The organism is Pandoraea pulmonicola (assembly GCF_000815105.2).
Classification (GTDB): domain Bacteria; phylum Pseudomonadota; class Gammaproteobacteria; order Burkholderiales; family Burkholderiaceae; genus Pandoraea; species Pandoraea pulmonicola.
Genome location: NZ_CP010310.2, coordinates 2128774 through 2152444, shown reverse-complemented (window position 1 = coordinate 2152444; position 23671 = coordinate 2128774). Strand labels below are relative to the sequence as shown.

The 23671-nt window shown below is 65.2% G+C and carries 23 protein-coding genes; 6 read left to right on the top strand and 17 right to left on the bottom strand.

Annotation, left to right across the window (positions count from 1 at the left end):
* Positions 1-37: 37 nt before the first annotated feature.
* From RO07_RS09430 to RO07_RS09405, 5 genes are all read right to left on the bottom strand, one after another.
* Complete coding sequence (locus RO07_RS09430; protein ID WP_052267160.1) at positions 38-457, bottom strand: hypothetical protein; 420 nt, start codon at positions 455-457, stop codon at positions 38-40.
* A complete protein-coding gene (locus RO07_RS25875) occupies positions 447-1094 on the bottom strand; it encodes a hypothetical protein (RefSeq protein WP_147284520.1) in 648 nt (215 codons plus the stop codon). Before RO07_RS25875 ends, RO07_RS09430 begins: the two co-directional genes overlap by 11 nt.
* Positions 1095-1197: 103 nt before the next feature.
* Positions 1198-3480: a TonB-dependent siderophore receptor gene (locus RO07_RS09415; protein ID WP_084072534.1), complete on the bottom strand. Its 2283-nt coding sequence runs from the start codon at positions 3478-3480 to the stop codon at positions 1198-1200.
* A gap of 128 nt (positions 3481-3608) precedes the next feature.
* A complete protein-coding gene (locus tag RO07_RS09410; RefSeq protein WP_052267158.1) occupies positions 3609-4619 on the bottom strand; it encodes a helix-turn-helix transcriptional regulator in 1011 nt (336 codons plus the stop codon).
* A gap of 69 nt (positions 4620-4688) precedes the next feature.
* Positions 4689-5585 carry a LysR family transcriptional regulator gene (locus RO07_RS09405; RefSeq protein ID WP_039410139.1) on the bottom strand — a complete coding sequence of 299 codons (897 nt, stop codon included), beginning with the start codon at positions 5583-5585 and terminating at the stop codon, positions 4689-4691.
* A gap of 306 nt (positions 5586-5891) precedes the next feature.
* Here RO07_RS09405 and RO07_RS09400 point away from each other — a divergent pair, with 306 nt between their 5' ends.
* The 4 genes from RO07_RS09400 (at position 5892) to lysS (ending at position 9550) form a co-directional block, all read left to right on the top strand.
* A complete protein-coding gene (locus RO07_RS09400; protein WP_039410136.1) occupies positions 5892-6110 on the top strand; it encodes a hypothetical protein in 219 nt (72 codons plus the stop codon).
* Positions 6111-6401: 291 nt separating this feature from the next.
* A protein-coding gene (prfB, locus tag RO07_RS09395) for a peptide chain release factor 2 (protein ID WP_174234863.1) occupies positions 6402-7506 on the top strand; the annotation gives its coding sequence in 2 pieces (ribosomal slippage) (positions 6402-6473 and positions 6475-7506; 1104 coding nt in all).
* Positions 7507-7509: 3 nt separating this feature from the next.
* Positions 7510-7989: an Ivy family c-type lysozyme inhibitor gene (locus RO07_RS09390; RefSeq protein ID WP_052267157.1), complete on the top strand. Its 480-nt coding sequence runs from the start codon at positions 7510-7512 to the stop codon at positions 7987-7989.
* Positions 7990-8005: 16 nt separating this feature from the next.
* Positions 8006-9550, top strand: a complete 1545-nt coding sequence (gene lysS / locus RO07_RS09385; protein ID WP_039410134.1) for a lysine--tRNA ligase — start codon at positions 8006-8008, stop codon at positions 9548-9550.
* 144 nt (positions 9551-9694) lie between these two features.
* On the opposite strand, the gene RO07_RS09380 is transcribed toward lysS, so the two are convergent.
* Positions 9695-10339, bottom strand: a complete 645-nt coding sequence (locus RO07_RS09380; RefSeq protein WP_039410131.1) for a hypothetical protein — start codon at positions 10337-10339, stop codon at positions 9695-9697.
* Positions 10340-10826: 487 nt separating this feature from the next.
* Here RO07_RS09380 and RO07_RS09375 point away from each other — a divergent pair, with 487 nt between their 5' ends.
* Complete coding sequence (locus tag RO07_RS09375) at positions 10827-11519, top strand: glycine zipper 2TM domain-containing protein (protein ID WP_039410127.1); 693 nt, start codon at positions 10827-10829, stop codon at positions 11517-11519.
* Between the two features lie 198 nt (positions 11520-11717).
* Here RO07_RS09375 and iscX read toward each other — a convergent pair whose 3' ends face one another.
* The 11 genes from iscX to RO07_RS09320 all read right to left on the bottom strand — a co-directional run bounded on the left by iscX (position 11718) and on the right by RO07_RS09320 (position 20696).
* Entirely contained in the window at positions 11718-11912 is a 195-nt protein-coding gene (iscX, locus tag RO07_RS09370) for a Fe-S cluster assembly protein IscX (RefSeq protein ID WP_039410124.1), read from the bottom strand.
* A 55-nt stretch (positions 11913-11967) separates the two neighbouring features.
* Positions 11968-12309 (bottom strand): ISC system 2Fe-2S type ferredoxin, encoded by a 342-nt coding sequence (gene fdx, locus RO07_RS09365; RefSeq protein ID WP_039410121.1) that lies wholly within the window; start codon positions 12307-12309, stop codon positions 11968-11970.
* Positions 12310-12331: 22 nt separating this feature from the next.
* Positions 12332-14209 (bottom strand): Fe-S protein assembly chaperone HscA, encoded by a 1878-nt coding sequence (gene hscA / locus RO07_RS09360; protein ID WP_039410118.1) that lies wholly within the window; start codon positions 14207-14209, stop codon positions 12332-12334.
* Positions 14210-14295: 86 nt separating this feature from the next.
* Complete coding sequence (hscB, locus tag RO07_RS09355; RefSeq protein ID WP_039410115.1) at positions 14296-14826, bottom strand: Fe-S protein assembly co-chaperone HscB; 531 nt, start codon at positions 14824-14826, stop codon at positions 14296-14298.
* Positions 14827-14937: 111 nt separating this feature from the next.
* Positions 14938-15183, bottom strand: coding sequence for a DUF3565 domain-containing protein (locus RO07_RS09350; protein WP_072637004.1), 246 nt, complete (start codon positions 15181-15183; stop codon positions 14938-14940).
* A complete protein-coding gene (iscA, locus tag RO07_RS09345; RefSeq protein WP_023596698.1) occupies positions 15149-15472 on the bottom strand; it encodes an iron-sulfur cluster assembly protein IscA in 324 nt (107 codons plus the stop codon). The genes RO07_RS09350 and iscA overlap by 35 nt, the downstream gene beginning before the upstream one ends.
* Positions 15473-15494: 22 nt before the next feature.
* A complete protein-coding gene (gene iscU, locus RO07_RS09340) occupies positions 15495-15911 on the bottom strand; it encodes a Fe-S cluster assembly scaffold IscU (RefSeq protein WP_039410112.1) in 417 nt (138 codons plus the stop codon).
* 18 nt (positions 15912-15929) lie between these two features.
* Positions 15930-17153 (bottom strand): IscS subfamily cysteine desulfurase, encoded by a 1224-nt coding sequence (locus RO07_RS09335; protein ID WP_039410110.1) that lies wholly within the window; start codon positions 17151-17153, stop codon positions 15930-15932.
* A gap of 31 nt (positions 17154-17184) precedes the next feature.
* On the bottom strand, positions 17185-17712 hold the full coding sequence (gene iscR, locus RO07_RS09330) for a Fe-S cluster assembly transcriptional regulator IscR (protein ID WP_039410107.1): 528 nt from the start codon (positions 17710-17712) through the stop codon (positions 17185-17187).
* Positions 17713-17828: 116 nt separating this feature from the next.
* On the bottom strand, positions 17829-19937 hold the full coding sequence (locus RO07_RS09325) for a site-specific recombinase (RefSeq protein ID WP_039410104.1): 2109 nt from the start codon (positions 19935-19937) through the stop codon (positions 17829-17831).
* Between the two features lie 273 nt (positions 19938-20210).
* Complete coding sequence (locus RO07_RS09320; protein ID WP_039410101.1) at positions 20211-20696, bottom strand: low molecular weight protein-tyrosine-phosphatase; 486 nt, start codon at positions 20694-20696, stop codon at positions 20211-20213.
* Between the two features lie 1948 nt (positions 20697-22644).
* Here RO07_RS09320 and RO07_RS09315 point away from each other — a divergent pair.
* Positions 22645-23586 carry a hypothetical protein gene (locus RO07_RS09315; RefSeq protein WP_039410098.1) on the top strand — a complete coding sequence of 314 codons (942 nt, stop codon included), beginning with the start codon at positions 22645-22647 and terminating at the stop codon, positions 23584-23586.
* Positions 23587-23671 lie beyond the last annotated feature (85 nt).

Below are 23671 nucleotides of genomic sequence, written 5' to 3'. Positions count from 1 at the left end.
CGCCCGTGAGGACTGCACCGTTGCCGCGTCCGGCCCGTCATCCCAACGGCTGCGCCGAGCGCCGCGTACGCCCGGTGGGCGTGACGAACGCGAGCACCGCCGGCGCCAGCACCCGCACACGGTGCCAGCATCGCGACGGCACCACCGCCAGCCGGGGCGCCACGATCTCGAGCGTGTGCGTCACGCCGGCCGTATCCACGAAGTCGAGCGCCAACGCGCCCCGCGCGACCATCAGCAGTTCGTCGCCCGCGTCGTGACACTCCCACACGTGGGCATGCACCGATGCATCGTCCGGCGCGTCGAACATGCCGATCATGCGACGCGCACCGCCCTGCGCGACCAGCGGCGCGAGCGTGTCGTCGTAGAGGCCCAGCATCGCGTCGCGCCCCAGCCCGCACGCCCAAGGCAGTCGCTCGCCATGACTATGTTCGGGCACGCGATCCTCCTCACCGGGCATGGGGAGCCTCTCCAGCATCCGGGGTGACGCTGTCGAAAGCGAGCGAAGCCGATACGTGGCGCGGCCCCATCACGCGCTGCCCCGTGAGTACGATCGTGCGCATCGCCTCGGCCCATCCTCGCATCGTCGCGAGCGACACCTGCGCATGCACCACGCTCGTGCCCGCCGAACTCGCGCGCTTCGGCGCCTTGCCCGCGGGCCAGGCGCGACGCAGCTCGTCGTCGACCGGCGCATCGTGAAAGCCCCCGCTCATCGTCATATCGAAGACCAGTGTGCGACGGTCGTCACCCGTGCAGTACGCCATGCCGGACACCCCGAAGCGGTGCGCCCCCTCGGAGACGAGCCCCGTGACGTCGAACAAGCCCGCCGAGGCGCCATCGCGAGGGGCGAGTACCAGCTCGATCGGCAAAGGCCCCTCCCCTTCGAGACGATAAGTGCCGCGCAACACCGACGCCGCCGAGGTAGCCGCGCAAAGCGCCGGCGTCGGGATCGAGCCAGAGGTGGAGGTGGTGGCGGAAGTGGAGGTGGCCGCCGTCTGCGCATGGGTCACCGGTACACTCAGCGCAGCGGCCAGAGCCACGGCCCCCGCCAGCGCCGCCGCACGCGCCGTTCGTAAATCCCTCGTCGTTTTCTTCATGAATTGACTCCTGCCAGGTTGAGCGACGAGCGGGTCGCGATGCTGCCGGGCGTTGTTCCTCGCCGCCGTCCGCACCTCGGTCCTTGCACGCCCGCCGCGAGGATCAGTAATCGGCACGCAACGTCAGCATCGCGCTGCGCGGCATGCCGTAGTGGTTGTTCCAGCTGGGATTCGACAGCCCCTGGTAATACCGACGGTCGAACACGTTGTTCAGATTGAACGCGGCCGAGACGTGTTTGTTGTAGCGATATCCCGCACGCAGATTGACGATTGCGTAGCCGCCCTGCCGCAGCCGGATGCCGTTCGACGTCGCCGAGGTCTCGCTCTGCACGTCGACGCCGCCGCCCACGCTCCAGCGCCGCGCATCGAACGGCAGGTCGTAGTTCGTCCACACACGCAGCAGGTGACGCGGCGCGAAGTCGACGAACGACTGCCCCTGCAGCGTGGCGTCGGTGAGGTACTTCGTGGTGTTGAAGGTGTAGCCGGCAAACACGTTCCAGGCGTCGGTGATCTGGCCGCTGGCCTGCATCTCCACGCCCTGGCTCCGCACTTCGCCCGACGCGACGTAGCGACACGTCGCGCCCACGCACGGCACGCTGGGATCGCTCTGCGCACGGTTCTTCTGGCGGATGCGGAACACGGCGAGCGATACATCCATCGCCCCGTCGAACAGTTGTCCCTTTACACCGGCTTCGTAGCTCTCGCCGGTGATCGGTTTTAGCAGGTTGTTGCCGGCATCGAGCGCCGTCTGCGGCTGGAAGATGTCGGCATAGCTCGCGTAGAGCGACCAGTTCTCGCTCAGATCGAAGACCACGCCGCCGTACGGTGTCGCCTTCGCGCCGGTGCGATAGGTGCTCGCGGGGGCGTGCTGATCCCACCACGACACGCGCGCGCCGAGCACGAGCGTGAGCGGCTGGGCGAGCCGGAACCGCCCCATCGCGTAGGCGCCGTTCTGCACGGTGCGCGTCGGCGTCACACTGGAGAACGGCCCGACACCCGGCTCCGGCACGCCATTCGGGTCCCAGCGAAAGATGTCGACGGGCTTGCCGTTGACCGACGGATTGAGCGACGCGCTGCGTTGCTGCGTGGTGGCTTCGAGCCGTTGCAGCCCGAACAGCAGATGATGCTCGCGGCCGAACCACCGCACCGGGCCGTCCAGTTGCAGGTCCACGCCTGTCTGCGTGTTGTCGAAGCGATAGGCCGCGCCGGTCAACTGGCTGCCGGCCCTCGTCGCCGGGTCGATCGCGCCGAACGCCACGCCGTATTTCAGATCGCCGCCCGCGTCGAGATAGTTGGCGGAGAGTTTCGCTGCCCAGCCGTTGCCGAGCTGCTGTTCGAGCGTGCCGAACACACGCGTTTCGGTCCAGTCGAACGTGTCCCACGAGGAACCGAGGAACGTCGAGCGCGGCAACTGCAGATCGCCGCCCCTGGTCGAGAACGGAACGCCGGCGAGATTGGGCGTCGAGGTCGTGCGTTGATGTTGCACGCCCACACGCAACATCGTCGTCGAGGAGAGATCCGCCTCGGCCACGCCGTAGACGGTCGTCGCGTGCTGGCGGCCGACGTCGTAGTACATGCGCTGACGGTCGTCGGAAACCGCCACCCGGGCGCGCAGGGAACCGCTGGCGTTGAGCGGGCCGCCGATGTCGGCCTCTTCCCGATAGCGATCCCAACTGCCGAGCGTGACGGCCGCCGAAGCCACGAAGGTCTTGCCGGGACGCTTGTGCACGAGGTTCACCAGCCCGCCGGGGTTCCCGGTGCCGTGAAAGAGCCCTGTCGAGCCGCGGATGATTTCGACGCGTTCGTACGGCGTCATGTCCTGCGGGCCCGCAGCGGTGTTGGCCATCAGGACCGGAACACCGTCCTGCTCGAAGGCATCGAGCTTGAAGCCGCGCGAATAGAACGCGGTCGTGAGCAGCACATACGGCTGCACCGTGATGCCGGGCACTTTCTGCAGCACGTCCTCGATCGTGTTGGCGCCCTGCTGCGCCATGAGCTTTTCGTCGACGACGGTGACCGTCTGCGGAATGTCCCGCACCGACGGCGCGATTCTCCCCAGCACGGAACCCCGCGCCGCCGGATCCCGATCGGCGGCCGCACTCACTTGCGTGATCGGCAGCACGGTCGCTTGTGCGCCGTCGGTGTCATGGTCGGCCTTGGAGGCGCCGGGTGTCGTTGAGGTGGTTGATGCGGACGATGGCGAAACAGTTGGCGCAGGCGTCTGCGCCAACGCCGGCAACGCCATCGCGCCCGCCGCGACGACGACTGCCGCCAGAGAGACCGCGCGCCATGCCCCGGGCGCGCCGACCGAAACGACGTTGGAACGAGTTGTATTTTTGGAAGACATCGGCAACACGCGAACGAGACGGAAAATCGATCTCGTCATCGTGCCGCTCGTGCGCCGCGCGCACTCGCGTTTGCATCATCAAGGCTGGCGATGGCATCACGAAATGGCGCCGATCGCCGGGTTGCCCCACCGCTCGATCACTCGATCGCGTTGCCGCCTTGCCCCTTTTACCGCATTGCCGCGTCCCCTCGCTCACGTGACAGGGTGTTGGGCAGCATGCCGAACCGGGCGCGGAACACCTTCGCGAAGTGCGAATCGGTGTACCCGCACTGCCACGCCGCTTCGCTCACGCTGATGCGTCGCGCACTCAGCAATTCGTACGCCATCGCCAGACGCCGCTCGCGCACGTAGCCTTGCACGGTCACGCCGAGCTGCTCGCGAAAACCGGCGCACAGCTTGTTGACGTTGATGCCGACCTCGCGCGCCAGCTCCGGCAACGAAGGCGGCGTCTGCAGACGCGCGTCGAGCACCTCGCGTGCCGCCAGTACGGCGCGCCGCGTCACTCTCGCGCGATGCGACTCCGATGCCGCCTGCGTCGGTGCGCCGGGCACCTGGTGCGCTATCGTTCCCTCGGCCGCGGCTGGCGCGCGCCACACATCCGGCGCATCCGGTGTGTATGCCGCGCATCGCGCCAGCGCGTCGAAAGTCTGCGCCACAAGCGCCAGACGCTGCCACGCGGGGTCGGCGCCGTCGCGCTCGCCGCTCGCTTGCGAGGCCATCGCGCTCGCCCAACGCCATTCCTCGGCGCTCATCGCGCGCGTGAGTACTGCGCTGCCCTCCGACCACTCGCCAGCCACGCGAGCGCATGCAGGCGACCACGGATCGCGCGCCGCGTGACGCCAGCGACGAACGAGCGCATGCGCGTCCAGCCCGCATGTCGCTTGCAGATACTGCCCGGACAGGCGCACACCGCAGTAGCGCAACGCGCACGCATCGCCATAAACGTTCTCGATGTCGAAGCCGCTCGCCCCGAAGCACACGTTGACACTGCCGGGCCGGGCCTGCAGCAGCGGCGCGCCGCCGGCGCCCCATTGCAACGCGCCATCGAGGAGAAACACGATCTTGATGTCCCCGGCCGCCAGCGGTTCACGCACAGCCTCGCCGACCCGCGCATGCTGCACGCCGCGCGCGAGAGACAAACCATCGAGATCGATTTCGTGCCGCCACGGTCCGGCCATGTCCTGCCTCAATTCAAATGTTAATGAGACACATTATCATTTGATGTATCGATTTAGGCAACGGGCGCCTCAGGCGGGCTCTGCCTGCGCCACGTACTCGCGCATCACCCGGAGGAAGGCTTCGCGCGCCGGATGGACGTCCACGCCGCGATGGCGCACGAAGAAGTTGGGCACCGCCGCCAGATCCTCCATCGCATGGCCAACGAGGTTGGCCTCCTGCCGGTAGCGCAGATAGATGCCGCGCGGCACGAGCGAATACCCCACGCCTGCGCCCACGCACGCCACGATGGTTGCGTAGCTGCCGTAGCTGAGAATGCGTCCGGGCGAGACGGCGTTCGCGGCCAGCCATTGCTCCAGCGTCGCACGGTACGGACATCCCTGCGGCCACATGAGCAACGTGGCGCCTGCCAGGTCCGACGCGTCCTGCACCCGGCCCGCACGCGCCGGCGCCACCAGCATCACGGGCTCGCGATAGATCTCGTCGGCCACCACGCTGGCCTGCGTCTGGGCTTCCTGGCAGGCCGTGCCCGCGATCAGGGCGGCGTCCACCCGTCCGTGCTGGATTTCGTCGAGCAGATTGAGCGACGTGTCCGTGACGAGGTTGAGACGCACCTTCGGATACGCCACGTGAAAGCGCGCCAGAACGGCCGGCAGGCGCGAGGTTGCCGACGATTCGATGGCGCCGAGCGAAAAGTCCCCCGCTGGTTCGTTCGCCGGATTGAGTGCGGCGCTCGCTTCGCGCGAGAGCGCCAGAATGCGGTCCGCGTAGCCGAGCAGCGTGCGCCCGCTCGGCGTGAGTTGCAGGCGGCGCCCCTGCCGGTGGAACAGCTTGACGCCGACCGTGTGTTCGAGCGCCCGAATGCGGGCCGTGACATTCGACTGCACGCAGTGCAGCGCCTCGGCCGCACCCAGCACACTGCCCTCGTCAACGATGGCCTTGAAGGTCTGAAGCTGCAGAAAGTCCATGAGGGTCTCCGGGCGAGGGGCGCGTGGAACGCAAAGAGGGCTGTGGGCGAGGCTTACCGAGGGCGCGCGGTGGAGCGGCAACACAAGGACGACGCGAGAGCGGCGTGATGTGGTGCATGGTATGCGAGGCGACGCATCACTTCAATAATAGTGAATAAAACTGCCTGCATATTTCACTTTTTTAGTGCACGGGAAAGATCTAAGCTACGGGTATTCCCTAGGTTTCGTGTGCCAGCGCCGCACCTTCGGTCTGTACGACGCCCTGTGCGTTTCCCCGTACGTTTCGCTATCAAGGAAGGTTCCAACATGCTCCGCCCTCTGTCCGCCGCCAACGTCGACACCGCCGTCCCGGTGGTCACCGCCCCGGTTACGCCGCTCGGCCTCTTTTTCCGCGCCGTCGATCAATGGCGCCAGCATTACGAGCAGACACTCCAGGCCGAAGCGCTCACCACGTTCGACGACACTTCGCTGGCCGACATCGGCTACGCTCGCGACGCGTTCGGCCTGCGCCGCGCCGTACGCTGATCGACCCTCGCCCCACTCCATCGGCTCGATCGTCCGGACCGTCAACGCCCCTGCTCGCTGCCCCTGCCCGCTGCCGGGTTCCGCTCGCCGCGCCGCCGGCGAACGGGGCGTACACTCCCATGCCGCGGCGTCCTCGCCTCGCCGACGCGCACTCGCCCGTCAGGCGACCACGGCATTCCCTACTGACGACACGTCCCCCAAAAGTCGTCGAAAGCCCCTGAAAAGTGGGGGAAACAGGGCCTTCGCTGCGCTATAATTGCCGTTTTCCCGAATTCGCAACCGTCATAGCTCATGGAAGCCCAACGCCAGAACGCCATCGAATCCCTCCTCACCGATCTGCGCACCCGCGCCGGCGAGCTCAGGGGGTATCTTTGACTTCGATGCCAAGCAAGCTCGTCTGATCGTCGTCAACAAGGAACTCGAAGACCCGAACATCTGGAACGACCCGAAGCGGGCCCAGGAATTCGGCAAGGAAAAGAAGGCGCTCGACAGCGTCGTCGAGACGCTCACCGCCCTCGACAGCGACATCAACGACACGCAGGATCTGTTCGATCTGGCGCGCGAAGAAGGTGACGAAGAGACCCTGCTCGCGACCGAAGCGGACGCGCAGGCGCTGGAAAAGCGTGTCGGCGAGATGGAGTTCCGCCGCATGTTCAACAACCCGGCCGACCCCAATAACTGCTTCATCGACATTCAGGCCGGCGCCGGCGGCACGGAAGCGTGCGACTGGGCGTCGATGCTGCTGCGCCAATATCTGCGCTACTGCGAACGCAAGGGCTTCAAGACCGAAGTGCTCGAAGTGTCCGATGGCGACGTGGCCGGTATCAAGAGCGCCTCGATCAAGGTGACGGGCGACTACGCCTACGGCTTCCTGCGCACCGAAACAGGTGTGCACCGCCTCGTGCGCAAATCGCCGTTCGACTCGTCGGGCGGGCGCCACACGTCGTTCGCGAGCGTGTTCGTGTACCCCGAGGTCGACGACTCCATCGATATCGAAGTGAACCCCGCCGACGTGCGCACCGATACGTACCGCGCTTCGGGCGCCGGCGGTCAGCACATCAACAAGACCGATTCGGCCGTGCGTCTCACGCACATTCCGACGGGCATCGTCGTGCAGTGCCAGAACGACCGCTCGCAGCACCGCAACCGCGCCGAGGCGTGGGCCATGCTCAAGTCGCGTCTGTACGAACACGAGCTGCGCAAGCGTCAGGCCGAACAGGACAAGCTCGAGTCGAGCAAGACCGATGTGGGCTGGGGCCATCAGATCCGTTCGTACGTGCTCGACAACTCCCGTATCAAGGACTTGCGCACCAACGTGGAAATTGGCAATACGGGCAGCGTGCTCGACGGCGATCTCGACGAGTTCATCTTCGCGAGTCTCAAGCAGGGAGTGTAAGGAATGGCGTTTGTCCGCACGCTAGCCGTGTGGGTGGTGAGCGCGCTGTGCATGCAGCGCGCCGCCGTTGCTGCCCCGGCGAGTACACCGGGCGCACCGGGTGCAAGTCCCGAGACGGGACCGTACCTGCATGAGTTGCTCAAGCGCCCGGACTTCTCGGGCGCCTATGCGCGAATCGTCGCGCCGCGCGGTGTGCCTTCGTGGGTGCGCCAGGGTGGCACGTCGACGCCATCGCAACGCGTGACCGTCGCCGGCAAGCCCTGGCTTCTGGTGCAGAGCTGCAAGCCGCACGACTGCCCCAGCGAGTATGTCCACATTTTGTATGAGCCGCGCTCGCAGGCGATCGCGGCGCTGTTCGTGCGGGACCCGAGTGCGGCGGCCAACGCCGGACCGCGTCAGGATCGCACCGAACTGATCTGGCTGGGCGCGCCCGACGGCTCGCTCAAGAATGCCCTGCTGCACACGCTGCGTTTTACCGAATAACCTCATCGCTCGCATCATGACCGATCAAAACACTCCGGCCGAATCGGCCAACCCGGCCGGCGACCTGCCGCAGGACGACAACAAGCTCATCGCGGAGCGTCGCGAAAAACTGAAGGCGCTGCGCGCCGGCGGCGTGGCGTTCCCGAACGACTTCCGTCCCGAGCAGCACGCGGGCGATCTGCAAACGCGCTACAAGGACGTGGACAACGAAGCGCTCGAAGCCGAGCCGGTGCCCGTGTCGGTGGCCGGTCGCATGATGCTCAAGCGCGTGATGGGCAAGGCCGCATTCGCGACCGTGCAGGACGGCAGCGGCCAGATCCAGTTCTTCATCGGTCGCGACGACGTCGGCGCCGATTCGATGACCGCTTTCAAGAGCTGGGACATCGGTGACATCATCGCCGCGACCGGCACGCTGTTCCGCACCCGCACCGGCGAACTCTCGGTCAAGGTCAAGGAACTGCGCCTGCTCGCCAAGTCCCTGCGTCCGCTGCCCGACAAGTTCCACGGCCTGGCCGATCAAGAGACCAAGTACCGCCAGCGTTACGTCGACCTGATCACGTCGCCGGAGACGCGCAACACTTTCCGCGCGCGCGCCAAGGCCATCGCCTCGATCCGTCAGTACATGACGAACGCCGACTTCATGGAAGTCGAAACGCCGATGCTGCACCCCATTCCTGGGGGCGCGGCCGCCAAGCCGTTCGTCACGCATCACAACGCGCTCGATATGCAGATGTACCTGCGTATCGCGCCGGAGCTGTACCTGAAACGCCTGATCGTCGGCGGCTTCGAGCGTGTGTTCGAGATCAATCGCAACTTCCGCAACGAAGGCGTGTCGCCGCGCCACAATCCGGAATTCACGATGATGGAGTTCTACGCGGCCTACACGGATTACCGTTGGCTGATGGACTTCACCGAGGCACTGATCCGTCGCGCCGCCGTCGATGCGCGCGGCACCGCGACCATCGAATACCAGGGTCGCGAACTCGATCTGTCGAAGCCGTTCCACCGTCTGACGATCGTCGAAGCGATCCGCAAGTACGCTCCCGAGTACACCGAAGCGCAACTCGCCGACATCGAGTACGTGCGCGGCGCGCTGCGCAAGTACGGCGTGGCTGTCGATGCCCCCCAGTTCAGGAACGCCGGTCTGGGCGCGCTGCAGCTGGCGCTGTTCGAAGAGACGGCCGAAAGCCAGCTGTGGGAGCCGACCTTCATCGTCGACTACCCCGTGGAAGTTTCGCCGCTCGCCCGCGCCTCGGACACCGTGCCGGGCATCACCGAGCGCTTCGAGCTGTTCATCACCGGGCGCGAGATCGCCAACGGCTTCTCCGAGCTGAACGATCCTGAAGATCAGGCGGCGCGCTTCTCCGCCCAGGTCAAGCAGAAGGACGCCGGCGACGAAGAAGCCATGTACTACGACGCCGATTACATTCGTGCGCTCGAGTACGGCATGCCCCCGACGGGCGGCTGCGGCATCGGCATCGATCGCCTGATCATGTTGCTCACCGACAGCCCGAACATTCGCGACGTGCTGCTCTTCCCGCACCTGCGCCGCGAAGACTGATAGGCCGCGCGCCGTCACCCGCGCACGAGAAAAGCCGCAGCTCAAAAAGCTGCGGCTTTTTTGTCCATCGCGATCGTGAAACCTGCGTGGAATTCGGGGAGAAGAAAGGCCTGCGCTTGGAACGCCCTCACCACCCGGCCCGCGTCAAAAAGCCGGCGTGCCGCGGTACGCGGACGGCCAGTCGCCATCGAGCCGCAGCCACGTCCGCGAAATCGGAAGAATCGCACCACCGGCGCCCTCTTCGATCAGTTGGCGCAACGCCGGCGACGAGAGCGTCCCGGCGTCTGTGGGAAAGGCGACGAGAAACGTGCGATTGACGGCGACCGCCGCAAACACCTTCACGCCGAAGTGCTCGACCATCGAACGATAGAGGTTGCCGAGCACCAGCGCACCCGCAGGCGCCAGCCAGTTGCCGCGCGAGCCGCCGATCATCGTGCCGTCGTCCAGTCGTGCAATGCCGAATTCGAAATGACGCGCGGTCCATGCTCGCGAGAGATTCGACGCCGCATGCGCGAACGCCGTCTCGAACGTGAGCCCGGCAGCGTCCAGATCCGCCCCCTGCAGGCGTCGCAGGCCTCGCGGCCCCTCGAGCACCAGCGTAACGAGGACGTCGTCGGAAAACGGTTCGCTGATATCCCCCGCCGGGTCGTGGGTCTCGACCCACGTGCGCTCGACCACGTAGGGATAGAGATGCGAGTAAGCGGTGGAATCGAGCGGTATATCGAGCGGCGGCAGCGTGTCATGCATGGCGAGCAAGGCGAGTGGGCGTTCACGGACGATGCGCATCATTATGCGCGCCCGATTCCCGCCGCGCACGCACAAGCCCCTACCCCATCAGCATCGGATACGGGGCATGCGCGATCGGCGTAACCGTGCGCCCAACGCACTCCGCTGGACAAGCAACACGACGAGCGCCGGCCGTCCATACGATGCAGTGTGTCGTGCCTTGCGGGGTGAACGTCAGTCGATTTTTTCGAACCAACGCCGGTCGATTCACGCCCTCCTCCCGCACGACTTGTTTCATTTGTTAAGACACCCGCATGCGCGTGGCATCCGAGACTCCGTCACTCAATGAAAAAGCCATTTATTTTCATTGAGTTACTGAGCCTCAACGGGTCGCTGTCGCGGTGTTGCCGACGACGAACATCTTACATCGCGTTACAAAAAGAAACGGTCGCCGCGCTTGCCGTGGCAGACACTTTTCACATGCGAAGCCGCCCGTGCACGCCAGCACGCAGAAAGGGGTTCGCAACAACCGCACGATGGAGAAAACAACATGGATAACGATCTGCAACCGCGCCGCATGCATCCGCTGATCGCCGCCGCCGCCGGCAGTATCGTGGTCGTCAGTCTGCTCGGCGTCGCCGCGATCACTGGCGTCCTGCCCACCGCGAAGAGCACGAACGGCCCCGCACCGAGCGGCGCCAATTCGCAGTACGCGCTGACGTCGCCCCAATCGACGTCGTCGGCATGGCAGTCGTCGTCGCAGCAGCCGCAACCGCAGGCAGCGGAGCGGGCACAGTACCCGCAAGCCCCGCAGCAGCAGGCGCGACAGCCGGCGCCTTCGCAGCGCGCACCGCAACCATCGTACGCACAGACGTCCGCCGCACCGGCGCAGCAACAGGCTGCGGCCTGCTCGACCTGCGGTACGGTGCAGTCGGTCGAGCCGATCCGCACGCAGGGCCACGCGACGGGTCTCGGCGCCGTGGGTGGCGCGGTCGCGGGCGGTCTGCTCGGCAACCAGTTCGGCGCCGGCAACGGCCGCACCGCGATGACCGTGGTCGGTGCGCTCGGCGGCGGCCTGGCCGGTAACGAAGTCGAGAAGCGCGTGCGCTCCGAAACGTCCTATCGCGTGTACGTCCGCATGGACAACGGCAAGACCCGCTACTGGACGTACCAGTCGGCGCCGGGCGTGCAGCCGGGCGACCGCGTGAGGCTCGAGAACGGCGGGCTGGTCCGCGCCGGATGATCGGACCTCGCTCCACGCCGTGACAGGCATCGCAGAAACGACGAAGGCCGCTCAAACGAGCGGCCTTCGTTATCGCGGCTGACGCACCTGGCGCAGTCGGGGCTCCACTACGCCCTTTATGCCTGTTATGCCCTTTATTCCCTTCGTGCCCTTCACACCCTCGATACGCTTGCGAAGCGCATCCAGGCACTGTCAGCGTCAACGCGCCTCGTCGATCCATGCCATCTGGATGGCTTCGAGCACCTTCTCGCCGGCGCGGTCGGCCGCGTCGTCGAAACCGTCGAGCGACATGACCCATTGGTGCAGGTCAGTGAAACGCACGTATTGCGGGTCAACGTCGGGATGCGCGTCGGTCAGCGCAATCGCGATGTCCTGAATGTCGGTCCATTTCATGGGGCAGGCTCCTTGTTGTTCGTATCTCGTCACTCGAGCACGCCACGCGGCGCGCTCAGTGATTTTCCTTCGCGTGGTTGATCGTGTACTTCGGAATCTCGACGACGAGATCCGTGTCGGCCGGCATCTTCGTCTGGCACGACAGGCGGGACGTGGGCTCCAGGCCCCAGGCCTTGTCGAGCAGATCCTCCTCCTCGTCCTCGGCCGCTTCCAGCGACTCGAAACCCTCGCGCACGATCACGTGGCACGTGGTGCATGCGCACGACTTCTCGCACGCGTGTTCGATCTCGATGTCGTTGGCAAGCAAGGCGTCGCACACGGTGGTCCCCGGCGCGACCTCCAGCACCGCGCCCTCCGGGCACAGCTCGACGTGAGGCAATACAACGATTTGTGGCATGGCTTGGGTTTCCGTGTGTGTCTTACAGTTTGTCGATGTCCGCCACGCGCCGGCCCGCCAGCGCGGCGCGGATGCTCTTGTCCATGCGGCGCGCCGCAAAGGCGTCGGTCGCGTGCGAGAGCGTTTCGGTCGCGGCCTTGATCGCCGCCTGATCGTCGCCGGCGGCCTTCTCGCGCAAGTCGGCCAGCAGCGCGTCGATCCGTGCACGCTCATCGGCATCGAGCAATTCCGCGTCGGCCTGCAGCGCGCTGTCGATCGCGACCAGCAGACGCTCGGCTTCGACCTGCTGCTCACGCAGCGCCCGTGCGCGCATATCCTTTTCCGCCGAGCCGAAGCTGTCCTGCAGCATGCGCGAAATGTCGTCGTCGGCCAGACCGTACGACGGCTTGACCTCGATCGAGGCGGCCACGCCCGAGTGCATTTCCTGGGCCGAGACGGAGAGCAGCCCGTCGGCGTCGACCTGGTAGGTCACGCGAATGCGCGCCGCACCCGCCGCCATCGGCGGAATCCCGCGCAGCTCGAAGCGAGCCAGCGAACGGCAGTCGGACGCCAGTTCGCGCTCGCCCTGCAGCACGTGAATGGCCATGGCCGTCTGGCCGTCCTTGAAGGTGGTGAATTCCTGCGCACGCGCGACCGGGATCGTTGCGTTGCGCGGGATGATCTTCTCGACCAGGCCGCCCATCGTCTCGACACCGAGCGAGAGCGGAATCACGTCGAGGAGCAGCCAGTCGTCGCCCTCGGCCTGATTGCCGGCCAGCAGGTTGGCCTGCACGGCGGCGCCCAGCGCCACGACCTGGTCCGGGTCGAGATCGATCAGCGGTTCACGGCCAAAGAAGTTCGCAACGGCGGCACGCACCTGCGGCATGCGCGTGGCGCCACCGACGAGCACGACGCCCTTGACGTCTTCCGGCCCCATGCCCGCGTCGCGCAACGCCTTGCGCATCGGGCCGATCGTGCGTTGCACGAGTGGCGCGCCCAAGATCGTGAACTGTTCGCGCGTAAGTCGCAGCGTCACCGCGCGATCGCCAGACAGCGTGAGGCTGAGCGTCGCCTGTTCGGCCTCGGTCAGCGTTTCCTTCGCCGTGCGCGCGTGATCGAGCAACGCACGCACGTCCTCCGGCGTGAGCGATGCGGCGTCGAGGCCGGCTTGCGCCACCGCCCAGCGGTAGATGACCTGATCGAAATCGTCGCCGCCGAGCGCCGAATCGCCGCCGGCGGCGAGCACTTCGAAGACGCCCTTCGTCAGACGCAGGATCGAGATGTCGAATGTCCCGCCGCCCAGATCGTAGACGGCGTAGAGCCCCTCGGCCGCATTGTCGAGACCATAGGCGATCGCCGCGGCCGTCGGCTCGTTGAGCAGGCGCAGCACGTTGAGACCGGCCAGACGCGCGGCGTCCTTGGTGGCCTGACGCTGTGCATCGTCGAAATAGGCGGGCACCGTGATCACGGCGCCCACGAGGTCGTCGCCCAGCGTGTCTTCCGCACGCTGACGCAGCGTGGCCAGAATCTCGGCGGACACTTCCACCGGGCTCTTCACGCCGCCGGCGGTGGTCATCTGCACCATGCCGGGAGCGTCGACGAAGTCGTACGGCGCATTGTCGGCGTGGGCCACATCGACCAGACCCCGGCCCATGAAGCGTTTGACGGAGACGATGGTGTTGCGCGGATCGAGCGCGGCCGACGCCTTGGCGTCGTACCCGATTTGCGTGCGCGGACCGCCCAGGTAACGCACGACGGAAGGCAGCAGCACGCGACCCTGTTCGTCGGGAAGGACTTCGGCCACACCGCTGCGCACGGCGGCCACGAGCGAATGCGTCGTGCCCAGATCGATGCCCACGGCGAGGCGCCGCTGATGCGGCGCGGGGGACATGCCGGGTTCGGAAATTTGCAGAAGGGCCATGACTTAGCAATACGGGCGACGCGCTCGCGCGTACACCCTGTTCTCAAGCAGTTCTCAATGACATGTGACGGCGCCGCACCGGGCCGTCACGCGTTTTCCAGCATTTCGATGCGGTGCCCGATGTCCTCCTCGGCACGCGCAATGAACATCAGTTGCCGCACGGCTTCCGCCGCCGGCTGCCACGCGGCGCTGTCGAGCCATTCGGCCAGCTTGGCGAGCCGCGCACGGCGATCCTCGCGCAGCGACCGGGCGAGCGCATCGAGCGCGTCGACGTTACGGGCCGCCACGGCGTCGTCGATGGCTTCGCGCCATTCCATCTGCTGCATCAGAAAATCGGGGGCCATCGCGGTATTGTTTTCCGCGCCCACATCGATGCCCTGCAGCGAGAGCAGATAGGTCGCCCGCTGCAGCGGGTCGCGCAACGTACGGTAGGCGGCATTCGCCTGCGCGGCCCACTGCATGGCTACGCGCCGCTCGGCGTCGCTCGCACTCGCAAAGCGATCGGGGTGCACGCGCGACTGCACGGCGCGATAGGCGGCGTCGAGCGCTTCCATGTCGATGGCGAAGCGCTGCGGTAGCTCGAACAGCGTGAAATAGTTGTCAGTCAATGCACTCATCGCGCACTCATCATTGCGTCACGGATGCCGGCCTGAACCGCATTCGCACCCGCGCACCCGTAAAAAAAGCGGCTTGCGCCGCCTTGTTGCCGCCGCTACCGCCCGCCGTCGTCAACGATCGGGCGGCTCGCCGCGCTCACACTTGCGGCATCGCAGCGTAGTGCCGAGCATCGCGTCGCGATCCGCCGCGGTTTGCGTCCATGTCCGGATCTGCCACGGAGGCAGGTGCCGGACATGCTGCCCGTGCCCGCACGCCAGTTGTGCAACCCACTGGCCTTCCTCGTCCTGCCGGAAGCCGACGATCTCGCGCGCCGGCGCAGACTCAGACGCGGAACGACTCGCCGCAGCCGCACTCATCCTTGACGTTCGGATTGTTGAAGCGGAATCCTTCGTTCAGGCCTTCGCGAGCGAAGTCGAGCTCGGTGCCGTCGATGTAAGGCAAGCTCTTCGGATCGACGATCACCTTCACGCCGTGGCTTTCGAAGACCGTGTCTTCGCCCGCCACTTCATCGGCGTATTCCAGCTTGTAGGCCAGGCCCGAGCAGCCGGTCGTCTTCACGCCCAGCCGCAGGCCCACGCCCTTGCCGCGCCGCGTCAGATAACGCGATACGTGCTGCGCGGCCTTCTCGGTCAATGTAATGGCCATCTCTGCCCGATTCCTTTATCCGTCACGCCGCCGGGGCGACTTCAGGCGTCGCAGCCGTCGCGCCGTGCTTCTGCTTGTAGTCGGCCACCGCCGCCTTGATGGCGTCCTCGGCCAGAATCGAGCAGTGAATCTTCACCGGCGGCAGCGCCAGTTCCTGGGCGATCTGCGTGTTCTTGATTTCGAGCGCCTGATCCAGCGTCTTGCCCTTGACCCACTCGGTCACCAGCGACGACGATGCGATCGCCGAACCGCAGCCGTAGGTCTTGAACACGGCGTCTTCGATCACACCGGCGTCGTTCACGCGAATCTGCAGCTTCATCACGTCGCCGCAGGCCGGTGCGCCGACCATGCCCGTGCCGACGGCATCATCGCCCTTTTCGAACGAACCGACGTTGCGCGGGTTTTCGTAGTGATCCAGAACTTCCTTGCTGTACGACATGGCTAACTCCTTGAATACTCAGTGTGCGGCCCATTGGATCGAATTGAGATCGACCCCGTCCTTGTACATTTCCCACAGCGGCGACAGATCGCGCAGCTTGCCGATCTTGCTCTTGAGCAGACCGACCACGTAATCGACTTCGGCTTCGGTCGTGAAGCGGCCGACCGTGAAGCGAATCGAGCTGTGCGCCAGTTCGTCGTTGCGACCCAGGGCGCGCAGAACGTACGAAGGCTCGAGCGAGGCCGAGGTGCACGCGGAACCCGACGACACCGCCACATCCTTGATCGCCATGATCAGCGACTCGCCTTCGACGAAGTTGAAACTGATGTTCAGGTTGTGCGCGACGCGACGTTCCATGTCGCCGTTCACGTACACCTCTTCCATTTCGCTCAGACCGCGCAGCAGACGGTCGCGCAGTCCGCGAACGCGCTCGTTTTCCGCCGCCATCTCTTCACGTGCCAGACGGAACGCTTCGCCCATGCCCACGATCTGGTGCGTGGCCAGCGTGCCCGAACGCATGCCGCGCTCGTGGCCACCGCCATGAATCTGCGCCTCGATCCGCACGCGCGGCTTGCGGCGTACGTACAGGGCGCCGATACCCTTCGGGCCGTACGTCTTGTGCGCCGAGAACGACATCAGGTCGACCTTCAGCGTGTTCAGGTCGATGGGCATCTTGCCCGTGGCCTGTGCGGCGTCGACGTGGAAGATGATGCCCTTCTCGCGGCAGATCTCGCCGATCGTGGCGATGTCCTGGATCACGCCGATCTCGTTGTTCACGGCCATGACCGACACGAGGATCGTGTCCGGGCGCAGCGCGGCCTTGAACACGTCGAGGTCGAGCAGACCGTCGTCCTTGACGTCCAGGTACGTGACTTCGAAGCCCTCGCGCTCGAGTTCGCGCATGGTGTCGAGCACGGCCTTGTGCTCGGTCTTCACCGTGACGAGGTGCTTGCCCTTGCCCTGGTAGAAGTGCGCCGCGCCCTTGATGGCGAGGTTGTTCGATTCCGTGGCGCCCGACGTCCAGATGATCTCGCGCGAATCGGCGTTCACCAGCTTCGCGACTTCCTCACGTGCCTCTTCCACCGCCTGCTCGGCAGCCCAGCCAAACGAGTGGCTGCGCGAGGCAGGGTTGCCGAACTGCTCGCGCAGGTACGGCAGCATCTTGTCCACCACGCGCGGGTCGATCGGCGTGGTGGCGCTGTAATCCATGTAGATGGGAAGGTTGAGGGTGTCGTTTTTCATGGGGTGCTCCAGGATCGTGCCGTGGCGCCTGTTATGAACGGGCCATATCGAAGACCGAATTGGGGATGCGCGTGGCGGCGGTCTGCGTGCTGGCGCCGGACTCGCGCGTGTCGCGCAGGACGGCCTGCTGGGCCTGCTTGCTGCGCTGCTGCTCGACGAGGTCGCGCAGCGAAACGGAGTCGAGATACTCCACCATCTTCTGGTTGAGCGTCGCCCACAGCTCGTGCGTCATGCAGTGGCCGCGATGGCCGTCCTGGCCCTTCTCGCAATTGCCCTTGCTGCCGCATTGGGTGGCATCGAGCGGTTCGTCGACCGCGATGATGATGTCAGCGACCGTCACCTCTTCCGCGCGGCGCGCAAGACTGTAGCCGCCGCCCGGCCCGCGCACGCTCTCCACGATTTCGTGGCGACGCAGCTTGCCGAAGAGCTGTTCCAGGTAAGAGAGGGAAATTCGCTGACGCTGACTAATGCCCGCAAGCGTCACGGGACCCGCGTCCTGGCGCATGGCCAGGTCGATCATCGCCGTGACGGCGAAACGGCCTTTCGTGGTAAGTCTCATGATGATGCAGGGGATTAATCTCGACTATTTTCGTCAAGTATAAATTCCCTACGAATTTAGTCAAGTACTTCTGGCCCATTTTTTGCGGAAGTTCCCTCGCCCGCCTGGGAAAATTCTTATTTTTCGGGACCAAGGTCCTTCCGCGGGGAGCGCAGAGGAAACAGCAGCACCAGGGGGTTGCGCAGCACGGCGCGCCAGAGGGCGCGATGGATTTGCCGGCGGTCGCCCAGTCGCAGTGGACGCGAACGGAGCGCCATGTGGAATGCTAACGCAAAACTGACGCCGACGTTGAGCAGGGCCATCGTCCCTACCCCCGCCACCGCCAGCCAGAGCGCCGGATCGTGCAGCGCCGGCAGGCCGAGCACGCCGATGGAAGTCGCGATCGCGCCGGTCGAGAGCGTGACGTGACGCACTTCGAACGGCAGCGCGAACGCCGTGAGCACGGCGGGGACCAGTCCCAGCATGAAACCCAGCGTCAGGTTGCCGAGCACTGGCGCGATGTGGCGGCGGCAAGTGTCGGCCAGCCGGGCGGCGCCGTTGCGGCCAAGAACGAACCGCACACGCCGGTTGTAGGCCAGCACGTCGCCAATGCCATGCAGCGCGAACCAGTTGTCGGCCCAGCCCGAGATCAGGCTGGAGCACCAGAGCAGCACGCCCGTGAGGGCCGCAAAGAACGGTGTCACGCCGAAAATCGAGAACGATGCGAGCGTGGCATGCGCCTTCTCGGGCGCAATGGTGTTCATGCCGAGCGCCGCCGACACCGCCCACTGCACCAGCAGGCAGAACGGAAACACCATCGCCAGGTTGCCAAAGATGGCCGCCGCTTGCGTACGCACGAGGGCGATCACTTCGCGCACGAAGGCGTCCATGCCGGCGGGGGTGTCGACGTCGTCGAGCTTACTGGCGATGGCCGGCGCCGTCATGGCGGGCTGCTTGGTCGCCAGCGTGAAATGGCAGAAGTGCATGAACAGGAAACACGCCGCGTAGTTGGCGCCCGCGAGAAAACCTTCGACGATCGTCGGCAGATGGGCGCTCGTGATCAGGAACTTCACGTAGACGGTCACCACGGTCACGAGCCCGCCGCCACAGGCCATCCTGAGCATGGAGAAATACTCGCTGCGGTTGCGCGCGATGTAGTGTTCGCCGGTCTCGGCGCTGCGCTCGACGACCTTGCGCGCGAGCAGCCCGAACGAAGTCCGCGCCAGTTCGCCCACGCTCTGGCTTGCCCGGTTCGCACGAACGAGGTCGGCGAGCAGACGCACGCGGGCCGTGGCCCGGTCGCCCACGTCACCGGACGTGAGCCACGCCTCGAGCAAACGTTCCAGCCGTTGAATGCGGGTCTTGGCGCGCTCGACCTGAAACACGATATCGATGCTCACGCCGTTCTCGTCGAGATGCGCATACACCTGCCGCACCGCGCGAGCGCAATCGTCGAGCAGCGCGCGAAACAAGTTGATCTCCTGCACGAAGCGCTGCGACGCCGGCGCGCCACGCACGAATTCCTGCCCGGCGTCTTCCAGTGCCTGCATGGCGCGTCCGAGCCGGTAGAACGGCGACTCCGTGACGCGCGGATAGGTCAACCGAGAGCGCACCGCCTGCGACAGCCCAGTCGAAGCGATCTGATCGACGAGATGGTGCATCGCCGCGAGCAGATCCTGCGCGAACGGGTTCCAGTCGGCGTCCGTTTCCTCGACCTCCCCTTCGTGCAGGAGCGCGATGAGGTCGGCCAGCAGTTCGGGCGGAATGGCGGCGATCCAGTCGGCGGCGTCGCCGTCGGGGAACATCAGCACGCACAACGCCGAGAGATCGCGCCGCGTGGGCGGCGGTGGGATCAGCGCCTTCTCGATACGCTCGACGAGTGCGCCCCAGAAGCCCGGGCGCACGGGCATCCCGGTATCGCACAACAGCGAAATGGCGTCGCTCTCGTTGATGATGCTTCGCAGCGTACGGGCTACCGGCAGTCGCCATGCCGGGTTGCGTTCGAGCATCTGCAGGAGATAGCGCAGACGCGTATGCGGACGATAGCGCGCGACCTCCCCTTCTCCACGTTCCTCGTTGACGAGCGCGCCGCGCTTTTGCACCCAATGCGCCAACTCGATCAGCCACTGGTTCCTGACGGCCAGCGGCGCCGCCGGATCGGCATGCGCGAGCAGTTCATCGAGTTGATGACCGGCATGGCGCGAAGCGCGCCATTTGCGCCAGTACGAAGTAAGCGATTTGAGCATCTATCGGGACCACCGGAAAGGAGGATGGGAAGACAACGGGAACATAGGAAACCGCGGAGACCGGCGAAACCCGCGCAAACCCGCGCAAACCTGCGCGAACGCTGCCCATACGCGGGTAATGGGGCGCATGATAGCCGCATCCGCGGGCGGCGGAAACGCGCCGTCCCGACGCTGCCGTGGGCGCCCCGGGGCTGTTCGCGAAGCGTGGCGCGAACGCCCGCTCGCAAACGCTGGAAAGATGCAGGATCGACGCGGGTGGCAATGACCTGCGGTTTATTTGTCCGGCGCGTCCTGCTTCAGCCGTTCGAGCAGACCGTCGAGACCGTCCTCGATGTAGTCGAGCACCGTCTCGAAGCCTTGTTCGCCGCCGTAATACGGATCGGGGACTTCCGTCGCGTCGTGACGCGTGGCGAAGTCCATCAGTCGCACAATTTTGTGACGCTGCCCGGCCGGGCAGCGCGCCATGAGTTCAGCGACGTTTGCCTCGTCCATCGCGACGATCCAATCGAATCGCTCGAAATCATCGGCGTCGACGCGGCGAGCCACCAGCGCGCTCAGATCGTAGCCCCGGCGCTTTGCCGCCGCTTGCGTACGTACGTCAGGCGCGTGACCGAGGTGATAGCCATGCGTGCCAGCCGAATCGACTTCGATCAGATCCGACAACCCCGCTTCCGCCAGCCGATGACGAAAAATACCGTCCGCACTCGGCGAACGGCAGATGTTGCCCATGCAGATAAACAAGACCGATGTTCTTTTCATTAAATTCAAATAACGGAGAGACGATTGAGCAGCAAAAAACAGGCGCGGGAACGTCCTGTTTCGACTCAATGGAATCAAACACGTGCATAACGGTTTTGAACAGTCTACCGAAACCGCCCTGGGCGCGGGCAGGTGCTGCCGCCATGGCTCGCGCATCCGGCAACGTCTTGAACGACCTTATCCTCGTCCCGCTCCGCAAGGGGGGGTGCGGCCGGCACGAGCGGCGGTACTGCGCGGATTACAACCTCAATGACGGAGCGGCGCCACCGACATGAGCAATTTCGCAGCTCACCGGTGCAGGCACAAAAATGCCGCTCTGTTGCGAAGCGAAGCGGCATCCATCCATTGCTCCAATGTGCCCTTGGGCGGCTACCACGGCGACGGGAGCGTCAGGTCGTCGAAGGGGGCAGGAAACAGGAATTTCAGGCACGCCTCGATGCGAAGAGCTGCCCAGCCTTGGCCAAATGCGTCAGCTATTTGTGAGGCAGGACCCGCAAAGCACGTCCACATGCTCCACGAGTTTCTCAATCATGTCTTTTTGGGCCAGCACCAAACGCAGAGTTTCCAAGGAAATAACTTCACCCATATCTCACCTCATGACTTGAAAATTACCGCACCTCTTGACTACCTCGTCACATGGCTACGCCAGCGACGAACAAAACGCTTCGCATACCGAATGAGTTTTTCGTCTCGCCAACGTCGCGACTCCCGAGGCAGACAGAGATTGGCGACAGTCCAACTCTACTACGTTTGACAACGTCGCCGCATTTGCGCGATGCCAAAAGAGCGATAAAAGAGCGATTTATGCAAGTGCCGCTGGCATAGCCTCTGCAACAATAAAAAGCACACGGCGAGGCGCGACAATGATGGGCACGCCGTGAACGAAAGAGTTTCCGCGAGACAATACATGCGTCCCATTTCCGGCGCTGGAGCGCAGCGCTCCCAACCTCCCTTGACGACCTCGACGTCAACGCTACCGAATCCATTTGGCGCCGACGTGCGTGAAGTATGGCAGGCTGGCGGGTGGCCTTGTTCGTCGTGGAGCTTGAGCCAGCGCCTGACGCCCCTCAAGACACCGACGGTCGCCGGACAGGATCCATGGTTGGCGAGCCAGTGGCCTGTTTCTCAGCAACCGCATGCCTGTGCCGACACGTTGGTCGACATACCGACGAGCTCGATTCAACGACCGCCGCCCTCCGCGACAGCGCGCATGGTCGAGGGGACGCTGACATACATGGACATGGACGCCGCATCAGCACAAGCGGCCAGTGCCGGCGCGTGGCTCACCCCATTGTCGAGTTCGCCCCCACGGCCGCTACCCTCCGACACACCGGTTCTATTGGCCATGTATCTGGGCTCACCAGCGGCGCATGCCGATACCGAGGCGTTGGCAGACTGGCCGTCGGATTCAACTCAACGACCGCCGCTCTCTGCAACAGCGCGAATAGTCGAAAGGGAGCTGACATACATGGACATGGACGCTGCATCAGCGCAGCAGGCCAGTGCCAGCGCGTGGGTCAGCCCACTGTCGAGTTCGCCCCCCCGGCCGCTACCCTCCGAAACACCGGTTCTACTGGCCATGTATCTGGGCTCGCCAACGGCGCATGCCGATACCGAGGCGTTGGCCGACTGGCCATCGGATTCAGCCCAACGACCGCCCCTCCATGCAGCACCGCCAACCATGGAGTGGATGCCCGGTGACATGGAGATGGAAGCCCCCCCGGCACCGCAGGCCAATGCCGGAGCGTTGGCTGACAGGCCGTCGAGTTCGGCCCAACGACCGCTTTCCCTCCCGACACTGGAGAGCACCTCGAACAGCGGAGCGGAAAAGCGTTCGGCACCACCGGACGCAGACAGTGAAAGGGAGACCATTTTCATACCGCCCCCAGCCAAACGCCCCCGGCGAAAGGCTGGAAAGGCTAGAAAGGGTGGCGTGTCGGACGGAAAAATGAAGATCACCAACGCCATGTTGCGACGGTGGGCAACCCTCGGCCAAGCGGGGATTGAGGCCGCGGGCGGGCTCGACGGTCTGGCCAGGCAAAACAAGGTTCCGGCCGGGACGCTGAGGAATTATCTTCATCTTGACGGCAGCCTGACCCAGCACGGCGAAGACCGGCTCAACCCGGGCGGGAAAGCGCAGATCACCAACGCCATGCTGCGACAGTGGGCAACCCTCGGCCAAGCGGGGATTGAGGCCGCGGATGGGCTCGACGGTCTGGCCAGGCGGAACAATGTCCCGGCTGCATCATTAAGAAATTACCTTCGTGCCGATGGCAGCCTGACCCAGCGCGGCGAAGACCGGCTCAACCTGGGCACGAAAGCGAGGATCACCAACGCCATGTTGCGACGGTGGGCAACCCTCGGCCAAGCGGGGATTAAGGCCGCGGGTGGGCTCGAGGGCGTGGCCTCGCGGGGCAACGTCACCCTCACAACACTGAGAACCTACCTTCGTCCCGACGGCAGCCTGACCCAACTCGGCGAGAACCGGCTCGCCCCGTGCAGGAAAGCGAAGATCACCGACGCCATGTTGCGACGGTGGGCAACTCTCGGCCAAGCGGGAATCGAGGCCGCGGGCGGGCTCGCCGGTCTGGCCCGGCAGGACAATGTCACGGTCGGGACACTCAGACTCTACCTTCGGGCGGACGGGACGCTGAACCAGCTCGGCGAGGATCGGCTCAACCCACGCGAGAAAGCGAAGATCACCGACGCCATGTTGCGACGGTGGGCAACCCTCGGCAAAGCGGGGATTGAGGCCGCAGGCGGGCTCGGAGGCCTGACCCAGCAAGAAAATGTCCAGGCTAAGGCACTGAAAAATTACCTTCGGGCCGATGGCAGCCTGACCCCGCGCGGCAAAGCCCGGCTCCACAAGGCTGCCACAAGGTCAATGTGACATGCGGCACCTGTCTTGGCCGCGCGTGCGAGTTTGCGGGCAGCGTCAGGGCTGTCCATGCAGACGAACGGAACTGACGTCTTTT